This is a genomic window from Streptomyces sp. CB02980, assembly GCF_014451325.2.
Lineage (GTDB): Bacteria > Actinomycetota > Actinomycetes > Streptomycetales > Streptomycetaceae > Streptomyces.
The window spans coordinates 423,047-438,743 of record NZ_JACSCH020000005.1; the positions used below are offsets into that span (position 1 = coordinate 423,047).

At 73.7% G+C, this 15,697-nt stretch carries 13 protein-coding genes; 5 read left to right on the top strand and 8 right to left on the bottom strand.

Annotation, left to right across the window (positions count from 1 at the left end; genetic code table 11):
• The first annotated feature begins 107 nt into the window (after window positions 1-107).
• From E0F75_RS14425 to E0F75_RS14435, 3 genes are all read left to right on the top strand, one after another.
• A complete protein-coding gene (locus tag E0F75_RS14425) occupies window positions 108-1,910 on the top strand; it encodes a glycoside hydrolase family 15 protein (RefSeq protein ID WP_187622901.1) in 1,803 nt (600 codons plus the stop codon).
• Between the two features lie 75 nt (window positions 1,911-1,985).
• Window positions 1,986-3,368, top strand: a complete 1,383-nt coding sequence (locus tag E0F75_RS14430) for an FAD-binding oxidoreductase (RefSeq protein WP_187622902.1) — start codon at window positions 1,986-1,988, stop codon at window positions 3,366-3,368.
• Between the two features lie 156 nt (window positions 3,369-3,524).
• Window positions 3,525-5,153, top strand: a complete 1,629-nt coding sequence (locus tag E0F75_RS14435; protein ID WP_187622903.1) for a PucR family transcriptional regulator — start codon at window positions 3,525-3,527, stop codon at window positions 5,151-5,153.
• 123 nt (window positions 5,154-5,276) lie between these two features.
• On the opposite strand, the gene E0F75_RS14440 is transcribed toward E0F75_RS14435, so the two are convergent.
• The 5 genes from E0F75_RS14440 to E0F75_RS14460 all read right to left on the bottom strand — a co-directional run bounded on the left by E0F75_RS14440 (window position 5,277) and on the right by E0F75_RS14460 (window position 10,536).
• Window positions 5,277-6,368: a glycosyltransferase family 4 protein gene (locus tag E0F75_RS14440; protein WP_187622904.1), complete on the bottom strand. Its 1,092-nt coding sequence runs from the start codon at window positions 6,366-6,368 to the stop codon at window positions 5,277-5,279.
• 230 nt (window positions 6,369-6,598) lie between these two features.
• Complete coding sequence (gene recN / locus E0F75_RS14445) at window positions 6,599-8,350, bottom strand: DNA repair protein RecN (protein WP_187622905.1); 1,752 nt, start codon at window positions 8,348-8,350, stop codon at window positions 6,599-6,601.
• Between the two features lie 143 nt (window positions 8,351-8,493).
• Window positions 8,494-9,417: an NAD kinase gene (locus E0F75_RS14450; protein ID WP_187622906.1), complete on the bottom strand. Its 924-nt coding sequence runs from the start codon at window positions 9,415-9,417 to the stop codon at window positions 8,494-8,496.
• Window positions 9,414-10,229, bottom strand: coding sequence for a TlyA family RNA methyltransferase (locus tag E0F75_RS14455; protein WP_187622907.1), 816 nt, complete (start codon window positions 10,227-10,229; stop codon window positions 9,414-9,416). Before E0F75_RS14455 ends, E0F75_RS14450 begins: the two co-directional genes overlap by 4 nt.
• A 7-nt stretch (window positions 10,230-10,236) precedes the next feature.
• Entirely contained in the window at window positions 10,237-10,536 is a 300-nt protein-coding gene (locus E0F75_RS14460) for a hypothetical protein (RefSeq protein ID WP_187622908.1), read from the bottom strand.
• Window positions 10,537-10,579: 43 nt separating this feature from the next.
• On the opposite strand from E0F75_RS14460, the gene E0F75_RS14465 reads away from it, so the two are divergent.
• Window positions 10,580-10,927, top strand: a complete 348-nt coding sequence (locus tag E0F75_RS14465; RefSeq protein ID WP_187622909.1) for an SCP2 sterol-binding domain-containing protein — start codon at window positions 10,580-10,582, stop codon at window positions 10,925-10,927.
• A gap of 83 nt (window positions 10,928-11,010) precedes the next feature.
• On the opposite strand, the gene E0F75_RS14470 is transcribed toward E0F75_RS14465, so the two are convergent.
• A complete protein-coding gene (locus E0F75_RS14470; RefSeq protein WP_187622910.1) occupies window positions 11,011-11,862 on the bottom strand; it encodes an ABC transporter ATP-binding protein in 852 nt (283 codons plus the stop codon).
• Window positions 11,863-11,932: 70 nt separating this feature from the next.
• Window positions 11,933-13,030 (bottom strand): HAD hydrolase-like protein, encoded by a 1,098-nt coding sequence (locus E0F75_RS14475; protein ID WP_374115403.1) that lies wholly within the window; start codon window positions 13,028-13,030, stop codon window positions 11,933-11,935.
• A gap of 79 nt (window positions 13,031-13,109) precedes the next feature.
• Between E0F75_RS14475 and E0F75_RS14480 the strand changes: the two genes are divergently transcribed.
• Complete coding sequence (locus E0F75_RS14480) at window positions 13,110-14,402, top strand: DUF1015 family protein (protein ID WP_187622911.1); 1,293 nt, start codon at window positions 13,110-13,112, stop codon at window positions 14,400-14,402.
• 65 nt (window positions 14,403-14,467) lie between these two features.
• On the opposite strand, the gene E0F75_RS14485 is transcribed toward E0F75_RS14480, so the two are convergent.
• Window positions 14,468-15,289 carry a tetratricopeptide repeat protein gene (locus E0F75_RS14485; RefSeq protein WP_194480881.1) on the bottom strand — a complete coding sequence of 274 codons (822 nt, stop codon included), beginning with the start codon at window positions 15,287-15,289 and terminating at the stop codon, window positions 14,468-14,470.
• Window positions 15,290-15,697: the final 408 nt, after the last annotated feature.

The following is a 15,697-nucleotide window of genomic DNA, read 5'->3' on the forward strand; positions in this document are numbered from 1 at the left end:
GAAGATCCCTTGACCGCTGACACACACAGACCCGGCTGACACCCAGCCGGCGCATCTGAGCAAGCGCCCCGCGGGGCGGACGTGGCCGTTCGACTGGAGTGAAGCACGTGGCCGGGCGCATCGAGGATTACGCACTCATCGGAGACATGCAGACCGCCGCCCTGGTCTGCCGCGACGGCAGCGTCGACTGGCTGTGTCTCCCCCGATTCGACTCCCACGCGATCTTCGCCGGGCTGCTCGGCACCGAGGAACACGGATTCTGGCGGGTGGGCCCCGCCGCGCCCGACGACGCCGAGCCGGCCCCGGCCGACCGGCGCCGCTACCGCGGCGACTCGCTGATCCTGGAGTCCGAGTGGGACACGCCGCGCGGCACGGTCCGGGTGACCGACTTCATGCCGCCGCGCGACGGCGCCCCGCAGCTGATCCGGATCGTGGAGGGCGTCTCCGGCCGGGTCCGGATGCGCTCCTCGCTGCGGATGCGGTTCAGCTACGGCCGGATCGTGCCGTGGGTCCACAAGGTCGGGGACCGCACGGTCGCCGTCGCCGGGCCCGACTCGGTGTGGCTGGACACCGATGCCGAGACGCACGGCAAGGACCTCACGACGTACTCCGACTTCACCGTGAACCCCGGTGACCGGATCACGTTCACGCTCTCCTGGCAGCCCTCCCACAAGGAGCCGCCGGCGCTTCCGGACCCCGAGGGCTCCCTGGAGGCGACCGCCGACTTCTGGCGCGAATGGGTCGAGCACTGTACGTACCACGGCCCCTACCGGGAGGCCGTGATCCGCTCCCTGATCACCCTGAAGGCGCTGACGTACGCGCCGACCGGCGGCATCGTCGCCGCGCCGACCACCTCGCTGCCCGAGGAGATCGGCGGCGTCCGCAACTGGGACTACCGCTACACCTGGCTGCGCGACGCGGCGATCACCCTCTCCTCCATGCTGCGCACCGGCTACCGCGAGGAGGCCCGCGCCTGGCGGGACTGGCTGCTCCGCGCCGTCGCGGGCGACCCGGAGAACCTGCAGATCATGTACGGCATCGCCGGCGAGCGAGAGCTCGGCGAGGCGGAGCTCGACTGGCTCCCGGGGTACGAGAACTCCGGCCCGGTCCGGGTCGGCAACGGCGCCGCCAACCAGCTCCAGCTGGACGTCTACGGCGAGGTCACCGAGGCCCTCCACCTCGCGCACATGACGGGCCTGTCCCGCAACGACTACGCCTCGCTCCTCCAGATCAAGCTGATCAACTACCTGGAGAAGCACTGGGACCAGCCCGACGAGGGCATCTGGGAGGTCCGCGGCCCGCGCCGGCACTTCGTCCACTCCAAGGTGATGGCCTGGGTGGCCGTCGACCGCACGATCAAGCTCATCGAGTCGGGGGACGCGGACGGCCCGCTGGAGCGGTGGCACGAGCTGCGGGACGAGATCCACCGGGACGTCTGCGAGAAGGGCTACGACCCCGAGCGGAACACCTTCACGCAGTCGTACGGCTCCAAGGAGCTGGACGCCTCGCTGCTGCTGATCCCGCAGATGGGCTTCCTGCCGCCGGACGACAAGCGGGTCATCGGCACGATCGAGGCGATCCAGCGCGAGCTGTCCACGGAGGACGGTTTCGTGCTCCGCTACCCGACCTCCGGCGAGGAGGCCGGCGTCGACGGCCTGGAGGGCGACGAGGGCGCGTTCCTCGCCTGCTCGTTCTGGCTGGCCGACGACCTGGCGATGATCGGCCGTGTGGACGAGGCACGCTCGCTCTTCGAGCGGCTGCTCGCGCTCCGCAACGACCTGGGGCTGCTCGCCGAGGAGTGGGACCCGAGGCTCCAGCGGCAGGTCGGCAACTTCCCGCAGGCCTTCAGCCACGTGCCCCTGATCGACACGGCCCTGCGCCTGACGGCGAGCGGGGCGTACGGGGGCTGAGGCGGTCCCGCGCGGGGGACGGTACCCGGACCTACGATGAGAAGGTCCCGTCCCCCGTACGAAAGGGGGGCTCCCATGGGTCCCCACGTCTCCGAAAGCGCCCTCGCCGGACTGGTCGAGGACCTGGCCGGCGAGGTGATCACCCCCGGCGGGCCGGGCTACGACGAGGCGCGCGCCCTGCACAACGGCATGATCGACCGGCGCCCGTCGGTGATCGCCCAGTGCGCGACCGCGGCCGACGTGTCCAACGCGATCCTGTTCGGCCGCGAGACCGAGCTGCCGATCGCGGTACGCGGCGGCGGGCACAGCGTCGCGGGGACCTCCATGATCGACGGCGCGCTGATCGTCGACCTCCGCCGGATGCACGGTGTCGTCGTGGATCCGGAGGACATGACGGTACGGGTCGAGGGCGGGGCGACCATGGCCCACCTGGACCACGCGTGCCAGCCGTTCCATGTCGCGACCACCGGCGGGCGGGTGTCCACCACCGGCGTCGGCGGCTTCACGCTGGGCGGCGGATCGGGCTGGCTTGAGCGGAAGTTCGGTCTCGCCAGCGACAACCTGCTGGCCGCCGACCTGATCACGGCCGAGGGCAGGCACGTCCACACGGACGCGGAGGAGAATCCGGAGCTGTTCTGGGCGCTGCACGGAGGCGGTGGCAACTTCGGGGTGGCGACCTCGCTGACGCTGCGGCTGCACCCGCTGCCCCGGATGAGCGTCGCGATGCTGTTCTTCCTGCCGGACGACGCGCCCGAGGTGGTGCGCACGTTCCGCGATCTCGGCGCCCGCGCGCCGGACGCGATGGGCGGCGGCGCCATCTACCTGCCCGCGCCGCCGGAGCCGTTCGTCCCCGAGGAGCTGGTCGGCAGGCTGGTCTGCGGGGCGCTGTTCACACACGCCGGGCCGGTCGCCGAGCTCCGCGAATTCGCGGCGCCGCTGTTCGCGCTGAAGCCCGTGGTCGAGGTCGTCACGGACATCCCGTACATGGACCTGCAGTCGATGCTCGACGACCCGCCGGGGCTGCGGAACTACTGGTCGGCCGAGTATCTGCGGGACTTCCCCGACGAGGCCGTGGACGTCTTCTGCGACCGGGGCGCGCGGATCCCGGCGTCGACCGCCACCCAGCACGTGCTGTTCCTGATGGGCGGGGCGGTGGCCGCCGGGCCCTCCCGGTACCCGCAGCCGTGGCGCACCGCGCCGTGGGCGGTGCACCCGTTCGCGACCTGGGAGGACCCCGCGTACGACGAGCAGGCGAAGCAGTGGGTGCGCGACGTGCGGGCCGACGTGCGGCCGTGGGCGCTCGACGCGACGTACCTGAACTTCATCGGCGCCGAGGGCGAGCAGCGGATCGTCTCCTCCTTCGGCGAGGAGAACTACCGCCGACTCGCCGCCGTGAAGGCCGACTACGACCCCGACAACGTGTTCCGCTACAACCAGAACATCGCGCCGGCCGGCTGAGGCGGCTCGCCCCGGGTGACGCAGGCCACAATCGACACGGGGTCGCGCAATTGCCGCCACGGGTCGACGAGTTGTCGCCCCCGTTGACGAACTGTCCGGTCCCGTGACCGTGGGGTGATGTCGCCGGAACACGGACGCGGGGTAGCGTCCGGCCCCATGGACAATCAGGGCGGGATCACCGTGCAGCGGGCGCTCGAACTCCCGGGCCTGCGCAGCGGGCTCCCGGAGGTCGTCGCCGGCGCGGACCGGCTGCACCGCACGGTGCGCTGGGTGCACGCGGGCGAGGTGCCGAACATCGCGTCGCTGCTCAAGGGCGGTGAGCTGCTGCTGACCACGGGCCTCGGGCTCGGCACCCGGCCGGCCGAGCAGCGTGCGTTCGTCCGGCGGCTCGCCGACCGGGGCATCGCGGCGCTCGTGGTGGAACTGGGGCCGCGCTTCGCCCGCCTCCCGTCGACGATAGTGGAGGCCGCGCGGGCCGCCGGTCTGCCCCTGGTGCAGCTGCACCGCGAGGTGCCCTTCGTGGCGGTGACGGAGGAGATCCACACCGAGATCGTCAACGGTCACTATGCGCTCCTGCGGCAGGCCGATGAGGTCCACCGGCAGTGCACGGAGGCGCTGCTGGGCGGCGGCGGGGTCCCTCAGGTACTGCGCATCCTCTCGGACTTCGCGGCCAATCCCGTCTTCCTGGAGACCGCCGACGGACAGCTGCTCTACGCGGCGGGCACCGAGTCCGCGCCCGCCGACCCGCTGCAGGTCTGGGACGGGCTGCGCGGCGGCCGGGCGGCCCGCGAATCGGGCCCGCCCACCGGCACGGTGCTGGTCGACGTGCCCGGCGGCGGCCCCGGTACGGCCTCGGTACGGGCCCGTCTCGTCCTGCTCTCGGTCTCCGGCGCCCTCTCCCCCGTCCACCGGATGGCGGCCGAGCGTGCGGCGGGCCTCCTCGCGGTCGTCCTCATGCAGGCGCGTCAGGAGGAGGAGCTGGCGGCGCGCGGCCGGGGCGACTTCCTGACGGACCTGGCGGAGGGCAGGATCACGGCCGAGGACGCGCCGGCTCAGGCGCGGGTCCTCGGCTTCAAGCCGGGCGACGGCCCGCTCCTGCCGGTGGTGATGCGCCTGGCCTCGGAACTCTCCCCCTCGGGCAACTGGGCCCTCCTGGCCCGCGCGGTCCTGGAGGAACTGGCCTCCGTGGGAGTCCCGGTCCTCCTGGGCGTCCGCCCGGTCGAGGGCCGGGTGCCGCTCCTGCTCGGCCTGCGCTCGGAATCGGAGCGTACGGCGGTCGCGGACCGGGTCGCGGCGGCCCTGCGCGCGGGCGTGGAACGCGCCGGCCTGGAACGCGCCGGGGTGCATCCGCCGGTCGTCGTGGTGGGCGTCGCCGGCAGCTGGGCGGCGGCCTCGGCGGGGCTGCGGCACGCGGCGGAGACGGCGACGGCCGCGCAGGGCCTCTCGGACCTGCCCTGGTACGACGCCCGGCGCCTCGACATCGACCTGCTGCTGTGGCGGCTGCACTTCCACGGGGACACGGTCCTCGCGGCGTTCGTGGACCGCGCGATCGGCCCCCTGCGGGACCACGACCGCACGTCCCGTCCGCCGCTCCTGCCGACCCTGGAGACGTACCTGGCGCACGCGGGCCGCAAGGCGGAAACGGCCCGGGAACTCCACCTCAACCGCCAGACGCTCTACAACCGCCTGGCCCGCATCTCCGAACTCCTGGGCACGGACCTGGACGACCCCCAGACCGTCCTGGCCCTCTCCCTGGCCCTGAGGGCCCGCCGCCACACGCAGTAGCGGCCCACGGGGCGGGTGGTGGCGAGCCCCCTCGGGAAGCCCCCCAGGGAGCCCCTGCAGAAGGCTCCCCCGGGAAGCCCCCTCAGGGAGCCCCGGCAGGGAGCTCCCGAAGGGGGACGGCGACTACCGCCCCATCAGCTCGTCGTACACGCTCAACACGTGCGCCACCGTCTCGTCCTCCGTGGGCCAGGTCCCGGCCTGCACCCGCCCCGCCGCCGCGAGGTCCATCCGCCGCTCCACATCGTCGAGCAGCCCGCGCACCGCACGGGCGAGCGCCTCGGCGTCCCCGTACGGCACGAGCTCCGCCGCGTCGCCGACGAGTTCCGGTACGCCGCCCACCGCCGTGGCGACCAGCGGCACACCGAGCCGCAGCGCCTCCTGCGCGAGCAGGGACCGCGCCTCCCACCGCGAGGGCAGCACCGCCACGTCGGCCGCCGCGAGCAGCTCGGCGACGTCCTCCCGCCGCCCGATCAACCGCACGGGCAGCCCCTCGGCCACGATCCGGCGCTGGAGGGCGGCCCGTTCGCGCCCCTCCCCCGCGATGACGAGCAGCGGCTGCGGATCGAGCTCCCGCCAGGACCGGGCCGCGTCGAGCAGCGTCCGGTATCCCCGGCCCCGCTCCAGCGCTCCGACCGCCATCAGCAACGGCCGGTCGACCGCGCCGAGTTCGGCCCGGGCCTTGCCATCGTGGAGACAGACGGGCCCCCGCGCGGGCGGCACGGTGACGGGCGCGAGCCGGGCGTCCCGGGCTCCGCGGCGACGGGCCCGGTCCACGAGCTCGGAGGAGGTGGCGAGGACGACGGTCGCGGCCCGCACGGTCCTTCGCTCCAGGAGCCGCAGCACCCCGCCCCGCGCCGCCCCGTGGGCCTGGTTCCGGCAGTCCCAGGTCGTCACGAGCGGAGTGCGATCGCCGCCCCCGCCCCCGGCCAGCGCGAGCGCGGCCCGCACGGACGCCTCCAGTCCGTGCGCGTGGACCACGTCGGCACCGATGCAGGCGTTACGGAGCGCGGCGACCGTCGCGGGGTCGCCGAGGCGCGGCAGCGGCACGAAGTGCGCACCGGCACCCAGGTAGTCGTAGACGCGGTCGAGTTCGGCCGGGGCGCACACGGTCACCCGCACGCCCCTCGCCACCAGCCCCGAGGCGAGTGATCGGACGTGAGCGCTGCTGCCCGCGCTGCCGCCGCCCAGCACTTGGACCGTACGGAGCTGTGTCACGCGCCCAAGGATGCCAGCCCGTACCGCCGACCGTACGCACGTTCCGACACCGAAGTGGCGTCGTTCCCCTGTACGGAAGGCGTACGGCTCCGGGACGCCCACCACGGGTTCACCCACTCGGGTGAGCGCACGAGGCGAACTCGCGCTCCCCCTGGGCGCATCGGCCGGTCGGGGAGCGGCGGCAGGCCTGCCCTACGCCCCGACCGCTCACCCGGTCGATCCGACCGGCGTCAGCCGTCCGCCCGGGCCGTCGCCAGCAGCTCCTCCGCGTGCGCCCTGGCCGTCTCGGAGTCCTCCTGGCCGGCGAGCATCCGGGACAGCTCCCGTACGCGCTCCTCGCCCTCCAGGACCGTGACGCCGGACCGGGTCACGGATCCGTCGTTGGTCTTCTCGACGAGCAGCTGCCGGTCGGCGAAGGCCGCGACCTGCGGCAGGTGGGTCACGACCACGACCTGCGCGGTCCTGGCGAGCTTGGCGAGCCGGCGGCCGATCTCGACCGCCGCCTTGCCGCCGACACCCGCGTCGACCTCGTCGAACAGGTACGTCGGCACCGGGTCGACCCCGGCGAACACGACCTCCACCGCGAGCATCACCCGGGACAGCTCACCGCCGGACGCACCCTTGGCGATCGGCCGCGGCGGGGCCCCGGGGTGCGGGGCGAGCAGCAGCTCGACCTCGTCGGCACCGGACGGGCTGTAGGCGACCCGGCGGCCGCCGACCTCGACGCCCTCGGGGTCCTCGGTCTGCCGGATGTCGAAGGACACGCGCGCGTGAGGCATGGCGAGCGAGGCGAGTTCGGCGGTGACCGCGTCGGCGAACCGGTCGGCCGCCTCCGTACGGGCGTCGGTGAGCCGCTGGGCGAGCACCGACAGATCGTCGCGCAGCCGGTCGCGCTCGGCGGTGAGTTCCTCGATGCGGTCGTCGTCGCCGTCCAGCTCACCGAGCCGGCCGGCGCTCTCCTCCGCCCAGGCGAGGACGGCGACCATGCCCTCACCGTCCCGCCCGTACTTCCGGGTCAGCTGCGTGAGCGCCGCCCGCCGCTCCTCCACGGCCGCGAGCCGCAGCGGGTCCGCGTCCAGGTTGTCGGCGTATCCGGCGAGCTCGGTGGCCACGTCGCCGAGGAGGATGGAGATCTCCCCCATCCGGTCGGCGAGGGCGGCGAGCGCCGGGTCGTGCGACCGTACGGCCTCCAGGGCCCGGCCCGCGCCCGCGACCAGGGTCGTGGCGTCGACGGACTCGGGATCCTCGGGAACGCCCGCGAGCGCGGCGTGCGCGAGCGCGGCGGCGGAGGCGAGGGCCTCGGCGTGCCCGAGCCGCTCCGCCTCGGCGGCGAGTTCGGCGTCCTCGCCCGCGCGCGGGGAGACGGCCTCGATCTCACCGAGCCCGAACCGCAGCAGATCGGCCTCCTGGGCACGCTCCCGCGCCCGCGTGGTGATCTCGTCCAGTTCGCCGGTGACGGCACGCAGCCGCCGGTACGCCTCCGCGTAGGCGGCGAGCGGCACGGAGACGGCCTCGCCCGCGTACCGGTCGAGCGCCCCGCGCTGCCGGGCCGGCTTGAGCAGGCCCTGCTGGTCGGTCTGGCCGTGGACGGCGACGAGTTCGTCGGCGAGCTCGGCGAGCAGCCCGACGGGCACCGAGCGCCCGCCGAGGTGGGCGCGCGAGCGTCCCTCGGCCGAGACGGTACGGCTGACGAGCAGCACCCCGTCCTCCAGCTCCGCCCCGGCCTCCTCGGCGCGCACGGCGGCGGGCGCGCCCGCGGGCACGCTGATCCGCCCCTCGACGACGGCCGAGGCCGCGCCGATCCGCACCAGGGCCGGGTCGGCCCTGCCGCCGAGCAACAGGCCCAGGCTGGTCACCACCATGGTCTTGCCCGCACCGGTCTCACCGGTCACCGCGGTGAAGCCGGGCGACAGCTCGACCACCGCGTCGTCGATGACCCCGAGCGACCGTATCCGCATCTCCTCCAGCACGCCCCAGACCATACGAGGTTTCCCTGGTGCGATGCGACATCACCCCCGGGCGTAACTCTCCGGCGCGCCGATCGTTCGCCCCCGCCGGAGCCGGCCGACCGGGGGCATACGTGAGCGAACGCCCTCCCGCAGAAGCCGGCGGGCGGGCGCGTACGTCAGCGAGCCCCGCCCCGCCACCCGGACACGGGCAGGGCGAACTTCGCGACGAGCCGGTCCGTGAAGGAGGCGTGGTGGAGCCGGGCGAGCCGGACCGGCACGGCACCCCGCCGCACCTCGACCCGCGCCCCCGCCGGGAGTTCCACCGTCCGCCGCCCGTCGCACCACAGCACCCCGTGCGGGGTGTGCGGCTCGACCTCGACGGCGAGCACCGACTCGGGGGTGGTGATGAGCGGCTTGGCGAACAGGGCATGGGCCCCGATCGGGACCATGAGCAGCGCCTCGACCTCGGGCCAGACGACCGGGCCGCCCGCCGAGAAGGCGTACGCGGTGGATCCGGTCGGTGTCGCGCAGATCACCCCGTCGCAGCCGAAGCCGGTCACCGGGCGGCCGTCGATCGCGAGGACGACCTCCAGCATCCGTTCCGGGGACACCTTCTGCACGGCCGCCTCGTTGAGCGCCCAGTCGCGGTGCAGGACGTCGCCGTTCTCGTACACGACGACGTCGAGGGTCATCCGCTCCTCGACCTCGTACGCCTTCGTCACGACCCGGTCGACGACCTTGTCGAGGTCGTCCCGCTCGGCCTCCGCGAGGAAGCCGACGCGGCCGAGGTTGACGCCGAGCATCGGGACGCCGGAGGCGCGGGAGAACTCGGCGCCGCGCAGCAGGGTGCCGTCGCCGCCGAGGACGACGAGGAGTTCACAGCCGTCGAGGGCGTCGGAGCAGGCCTCCTTCACCCTCTCGACGGACGGCGGCAGCGGCAGGTCGTCCGCCTCCGCCTCCAGGACGCGGACGCCGATGCCGCAGCGCAGCAGTCCGAGGACGACCAGTTCGGCGCTGCGCACGGCGGCCGGCCTGCCGGTGTGTGCGAGCAGGAAGACGGTACGTGGTGCGGTCTCTGATGCTGCTGCCGTTGAGCTCAACGAGGTCCTTCCGCCACGGCGCGGTCGACATCCGCCGGATCCAGCGCGGGCGCGCCTGCCCGCAGCCACAGAAAGTACTCGACGTTGCCGGAGGGGCCGGGCAGCGGGCTCGCGGTGACACCCAGGACGCCGAGGCCGAGCTCGGCGGCGCGCCGGGCCACGTTCTTCACGGCGTCGGCGCGGAGTTCGGTGCTCCGGACGACGCCGCCCGTGCCGAGCCGCTCCTTGCCCACCTCGAACTGCGGCTTCACCATCAGGACGAGGTCGGCGTCGGGCGCAGTACAGGCCGCGAGGGCCGGCAGGACGAGGCCGAGCGGGATGAACGAGAGGTCGCCCACGACCAGGTCGACGGGCACGCCGTCGATCGCGTCGAGCGTCAACTCGCGTACGTTCGTCCGGTCCTTCACGGTGACCCGCTCGTCGCTCTGCAGCGACCAGGCGAGCTGCCCGTAGCCGACGTCGACGGCGACGACGTGGGCGGCGCCGGCCCGCAGCAGCACGTCGGTGAAGCCGCCGGTGGAGGCTCCGGCGTCCAGGGCGCGCCGGCCCTCGACCTTCAGCCCGAGCGGGACGAAGGCCTCGAAGGCCCCGGCGAGCTTGTGCCCGCCGCGCGAGACGTAGTCGGGATCGGAGCCGTCCTGGACGACGACGATGGCCGCGGCGGTCTCGACCTGGGTGGCGGGCTTGGTGGCGACGGTCTTGCCGACGGTCACCCGGCCCGCGGCGATCAGCTGGCTGGCGTGCTCGCGCGAGCGCGCGAGCTTGCGCCGGACCAGCTCGGCGTCGAGACGGCGGCGTGCCACTCCTGCCACGTTCGGTTCAGCTCCTGTTTTCGTACGGACGAGGGGCGGGGTGCGCGTCGAGCGAGGTCAGCTCGGCACGCAGTCCACGGTGTACATCCTCGTACACCTCCAGGTGTCCGTCCGCCGGGAGGTCGTCCACCTCGGCGAGACGCGCCAGGTGGGCGTCGACCCCGGGGTGCCCGGTGAGCTCCCGTACGACCTCCAGCGGCGCGGCCGCGGCGGGCTCGTGGGCGCCGCCGCGCGGGGCCACGGTGTCCGACGCCTCGGGTTCGGACATCCCATCCACGGGCTCGGGCCCGGCCATCGCGTCGTTCATGCTCCCGACGCTATCGCGAACCCCTGGGGTACGGTCGACGGCGATGGCGACGATCACGGAGTGCCGCGACGCACTCGACACACTCTCGGACAACCTCGCGCGGGCGGACGGCGACGTACGCGGCGCGACCGCGCTCGACCGCACCCTGAGCTGCCACATCACCGACCTGGACACCACGTTCACGGGCCGCCTCACGGACGGCCGGATCAAGGTCGAGTCCACGGTCACGGGCCCGCCGCCGGCCAAGGCGCAGATCCGGCTCGCGATGACCGGCGACGACCTGGTCGCGATGGTGGGCGGAGACCTGAACTTCGCGAAGGCCTGGGCCTCGGGCCGGGTCAGGCTGGAAGCGGGCTTTCGCGACCTGCTCCGCCTCCGCTCCCTGCTCTAGGGCCTGTCCGACCCTGATCCGCCGGACAGGCCCCAGCCGGCCTCGACAGGTGAGCCGGGGTCACCGACGCAGAGCGGGCCGGCTCACGTGCCGAGGGCGGGCTCCGGCGACGCTGACGCCGCGGCGGGACGCGGCACACGGGCCTTCCGCCCGGCCGGTACGACCAGCGGCGTCCCCGTCTCGGGGTCCTCGATGACCTGGCAGCGCAGCCCGAAGACCCGCTCGACGAGCTCGGCGGTCACCACCTCGGCCGGCGGCCCCTCGGCGACCACCTCGCCGTCGCGGACGGCGATGAGGTGGGTCGCGTACCGGGCCGCGTGGTTGAGGTCGTGCAGCACCGCGACGAGCGTCCGGCCCTGGGTCTCGTGCAGCTCGGCGCACAGGTCGAGGACGTCGATCTGGTGCTGGATGTCGAGATACGTCGTCGGCTCGTCGAGCAGCAGCAGCGGGGTCTGCTGGGCGAGCGCCATGGCGATCCAGACGCGCTGCCGCTGACCGCCGGAGAGCTCGTCGACGTACCGCTCGGCCAGCTCGGCGACGCCGGTCGCCTCCATCGACTCCCGGGTGATGCGCTCGTCCTCCGGCGACCACTGGCGCAGCAGCCCCTGGTGCGGGTAGCGCCCACGGGCGACGAGGTCGGCGACGGTGATGCCGTCGGGCGCCACGGACGTCTGGGGCAGCAGCCCGAGGGTCTTGGCGACCTTCTTGGCCGGCATGGTCTGGATCGACTGCCCGTCGAGCAGGACGCGCCCCTGGCTGGGCTTCAGCATCCGGGAGAGGGCGCGGAGCAGGGTGGACTTGCCACAGGCGTTCGGCCCGACGATGACGGTGAACGAGTTGTCGGGGATCTCGACGGACAGATCGCGGGCGATGACCCGCTGCTCGTACGCGAGGGTGACCGATTCCGCGCTCAGCCGCTGCTGCCGACCATCCATGCCCGTGCTCCCGTGCCCTCTACCCAAATGAAGTTAGGTTAGCCTACCCAATTACACGGCCCCGCCGATGTCACAGCGCGAGCCGCGCGAGCACCTTCGCCACGTCCGGCACCCCGCCGCCCACGGCGTCCGCCGCCGACCAGGCGGCCCCGCACAGCGCCCGCACGGCGTCCATCGGATCCGCCGCCGCACCGGCCGTCACCTCCGCCGGCCCCTCGAGCACCAGCTCGCCCCCGCTCGGCGCGCTCACCGAAGCCCGCCAGCCCCCGCACACGAAACTCCCGTCCTCCTCCGCGACGACCTCCGGCTGCCCCACGAGCAGCCCCCGCAGATCGGCCGCGACATAGGTCGGCCGGTGCTCCGGCACGGCCCGCAGCAGCTGCGCCGCGTCCGTCACCCCGGTGAAGACGAGCAGCGAGTCCACCCCACCGTTGAACGCGCCCTCGATGTCCGTGTCCAGCCGGTCCCCGACCACCAGCGGCCGCCGCGCGCCCGTCCGCAGCACCGTCTCCCGGTGCATCGGCGGCAGCGGCTTCCCCGCGACCTTCGGCTCCACCCGGCCGCCCGTGGCGATCCGGACGACCTCCACCGCGGCCCCGTTCCCGGGCCCGATCCCCCGCGCACCGGGAATCGTCAGATCCGTGTTCGACGCGTACCAGGGCAGCCCCCGCGCCACCGCGTAGCTCGCCTCCGCGAACCGCCCCCACGGCATCTCGGGCCCGCCGTACCCCTGCACGACGGCCACCGGCTCGTCCTCCGCCGAGTCCACCGGCACCAGACCCCGCTCGCGCAGCGCCACCCGCAGCCCCTCGCCACCGATGACGAGCACCCGCGAGCCGGGCGGCACGTCGTCGGCGATCAGCCGGGCCACGGCCTGCGCCGAGGTGATCACGTCCCCGGCCTCGGCGGGCACCCCGAGCTCGGTAAGGTGCTCGGCCACCGCGTCGGGCGTCCGCAGCGCGTTGTTGGTGACGTACGCCAGGTGCATCCCGCCGGCCCGGGCCACCCCGAGCGCCTCCACGGCATGCGGAACGGCCTCACCACCCGCGTACACGACCCCGTCCAGGTCCAGGAGCGCCGTGTCGTACGCCTCGCTCAGCGGCACCGCGCTGCCACCCGGCCGCCGCCTGCCCACGCCCTGCTGCCCCTGGCCGCTCCGCACCGTCACCGCACACTCCTCGCCTCACCGGGTGGGTTCCCCGCTCCCCCGATCATCGCTCATCCCACCGGCCACATACGATGACGAGATGAACACCTCAGGTCACGCGGCCGACGACGTCCGCGACGACGCAGCCGGACTGCACCTGGCGCCGTTCCGCGGGCTCCGATACGTCCCCGAGCGGGTCGGCAGCCTGGCCGCCGTCACGTCCCCGCCCTACGACGTGGTCGTACGACCTGACGGACTTCTCCATCTGGAGTCCGCGGATCCCCACAACATCGTCCGGCTGATCCTGCCCCAGGCGATCACCGCCGGCACCCGCCACCGCAAGGCCGCCGTCACCCTCGACCGCTGGCTCGCGGACGGCGTCCTCGCCCCGGACCCGGAGCCCGCGCTCTACGTGTACGAGCAGCACGGCGACGGCATCCTCCAGCGCGGCATCATCGGCGCCCTGGAGCTCTCCACCCCGGCCGAGGGGGTCGTCCTCCCGCACGAGGACGTCATGCCGCACGTCGTCGAGGACCGCGCCGCCCTGATGCGGACCACCGCGGCCAATCTGGAGCCGCTGCTCCTCACGTACGTCGGCGAGGGCGACGGCGCCGGCGAGGTCGTCGAGCGCACCGTCCAGCGCCCCCCGCTGCTCGCCACGACGACGGAGGACGGCTTCCACCACCGTCTCTGGGCGGTGACCGACCCGGCCGAGCAGGCCGCCGTCTCCACCGAGCTCGCCCGCCACCAGGCCCTCATCGCCGACGGCCACCACCGCTGGGCGACCTATCTGCGCCTCCGCGAGGAGCACCCGTCGCCCGGCCCCTGGAACTACGGCCTGGTCCTCCTCATCGACACCGCCCGCTACCCGCTCCGGGTCCGCGCGATCCACCGGCTCCTCAACCGCCTGCCGGTCGCCGACGCGCTCGCGGCCCTCGACGGCGCCTTCCGGGTACGCCGTGTCGAGGGGCCCCTGCCGGAGGCCATGGAGGCCCTCGCCGAGGCCACAGCCGAGGGCAACGCCTTCCTCCTGGCCGGAGACGGCGGCTTCCACCTCGTCGACCACCCGGACCCGGCCCTCCTCGACCGCACCATCCGCACGGACCGCCCGGACGCCTGGCGGACCCTGGACGCCACGGTCCTGCACTCCACCCTCCTGGAGCACGTCTGGCACATCCCGGACGCCCCCGAGGACATCGCCTACATCCACGACACGGAGGCAGCGGTCGAGCAGGCGGAACGCCGCGGCGGTACGGCGGTCCTCATGCACCCGGTACGCGAGGAGGTCGTCCGGGACCTGGCCCGCCAGGGCGTCACGATGCCCCGCAAGTCCACCTCCTTCGGCCCGAAGCCGGCGACGGGCCTGGTCCTGAGAAGCCTGGCGCTGGACTGAGAGACCCCGGAAAACGAAGAAGGGCGGCACCCTGTGGGTGCCGCCCTTCTCACATGTCAACCGCGTCAGCTCTTGTCGCCGACGCTGTCGTCACTGTCGTCCTCATCGAAGTCGTCGTCCTCGTCGTCGTCAACATCGACATCGACATCGACATCGACATCGACATCGACAACGTCGCCACGGTCCGACTCCTCGTCGGCCTCGTCCTCGTCGAACGCGTCGACGAACTCGATGCCGTCCATCTCGGCCAGCCGGTCCGAGGCGTCCGTGGCCCCGTCCTTGTCGGACTCGAGAGCCTTGGCGAACCACTCCCGCGCCTCGCGCTCACGGCCGGCGGCGAGCAGCGCGTCGGCGTAGGCGTAGCGCAGGCGCGCGGTCCACGGGTGAACCGCGTTGGAGGCGAGCTCGGGGCTCTGCAGCGTCACGATGGCCGCGTCGAGCTGACCCAGGTCCCGGCGGGCGCCGGCGGCCACGAGCCGCATCTCGACCTGACCGGCCTTGTCCAGCTTCTGCACCTCGGGCTCACCGGCCATCGCCAGCGCACGCTCGGGGCGGTTGAGCCCGCGCTCGCAGTCGGCCATGACGGGCCACAGCTCGACGCCACCGCTCATCCGGCGGGCGGCGCGGAACTCGGCGAGCGCCTCGGAGTACTTCTGCGTCGCGTACGCGGCGAAGCCGGCGGCCTCGCGAACGGCGGCGACACGGGAGGCGAGCCGCAGGGCGACCCTGGAGTACTCGTACGCCTTCTCCGGGTCCTCGTCGATCAGCTGGGCGACCATGACGAGGTTCCGCGAGACGTCCTCGGCGAGCCCCTTGGGCAGGCTCATGAGCTCCTGGCGCACATCCGGGTCGATCTCCTCACCGGTGACCTCCGGCGGGATCGGCAGACGCTTGATGGGCGCGCGGTCGCCACGGTCGCGGTCGCCGCCACGGTCGTCACGACGCCCGTAGCCACCCCGGTCGTCCCGCCCACGGAACCCACCGCGGCTGTCGCCCCCACGGTCGTCACGGCGGAAGCCACCGCCACCACCCCGGGTGTCCCCACCACGGTCGTCACGGCGGAAGCCGCCGCCGCCACGGTTGTCGTCGCGACGGAACGAGGACGGACGCTCGTCACGCCGGTCGTCCCGACGGAAACCGTCCCCGCCGCCGCGGTTGTCGCCGCCACGGTCGTCACGCGAGGGGTACGAAGGCCGGTCGTCCCGACGGAACGACGAGGGACGCTCATCACGCCGGTCGTCACGGCGGAAGCCGCCACCGGCACCGCGGTTGTCGCCGCCACGGTTGTCGCCACC

Bases quoted from the DNA above. Each gene is read 5' to 3' on its own strand.
- E0F75_RS14435 (WP_187622903.1), top strand. From the start codon at position 3,525: ATGGACAATCAGGGCGGGATCACCGTGCAGCGGGCGCTCGAACTCCCG.
- recN (WP_187622905.1), bottom strand. From the start codon at position 8,350: ATGGTCTGGGGCGTGCTGGAGGAGATGCGGATACGGTCGCTCGGGGTC.
- E0F75_RS14460 (WP_187622908.1), bottom strand. From the start codon at position 10,536: ATGAACGACGCGATGGCCGGGCCCGAGCCCGTGGATGGGATGTCCGAA.
- E0F75_RS14480 (WP_187622911.1), top strand. From the start codon at position 13,110: ATGAACACCTCAGGTCACGCGGCCGACGACGTCCGCGACGACGCAGCC.
- E0F75_RS14465 (WP_187622909.1), top strand. From the start codon at position 10,580: ATGGCGACGATCACGGAGTGCCGCGACGCACTCGACACACTCTCGGAC.
- E0F75_RS14430 (WP_187622902.1), top strand. From the start codon at position 1,986: ATGGGTCCCCACGTCTCCGAAAGCGCCCTCGCCGGACTGGTCGAGGAC.
- E0F75_RS14470 (WP_187622910.1), bottom strand. From the start codon at position 11,862: ATGGATGGTCGGCAGCAGCGGCTGAGCGCGGAATCGGTCACCCTCGCG.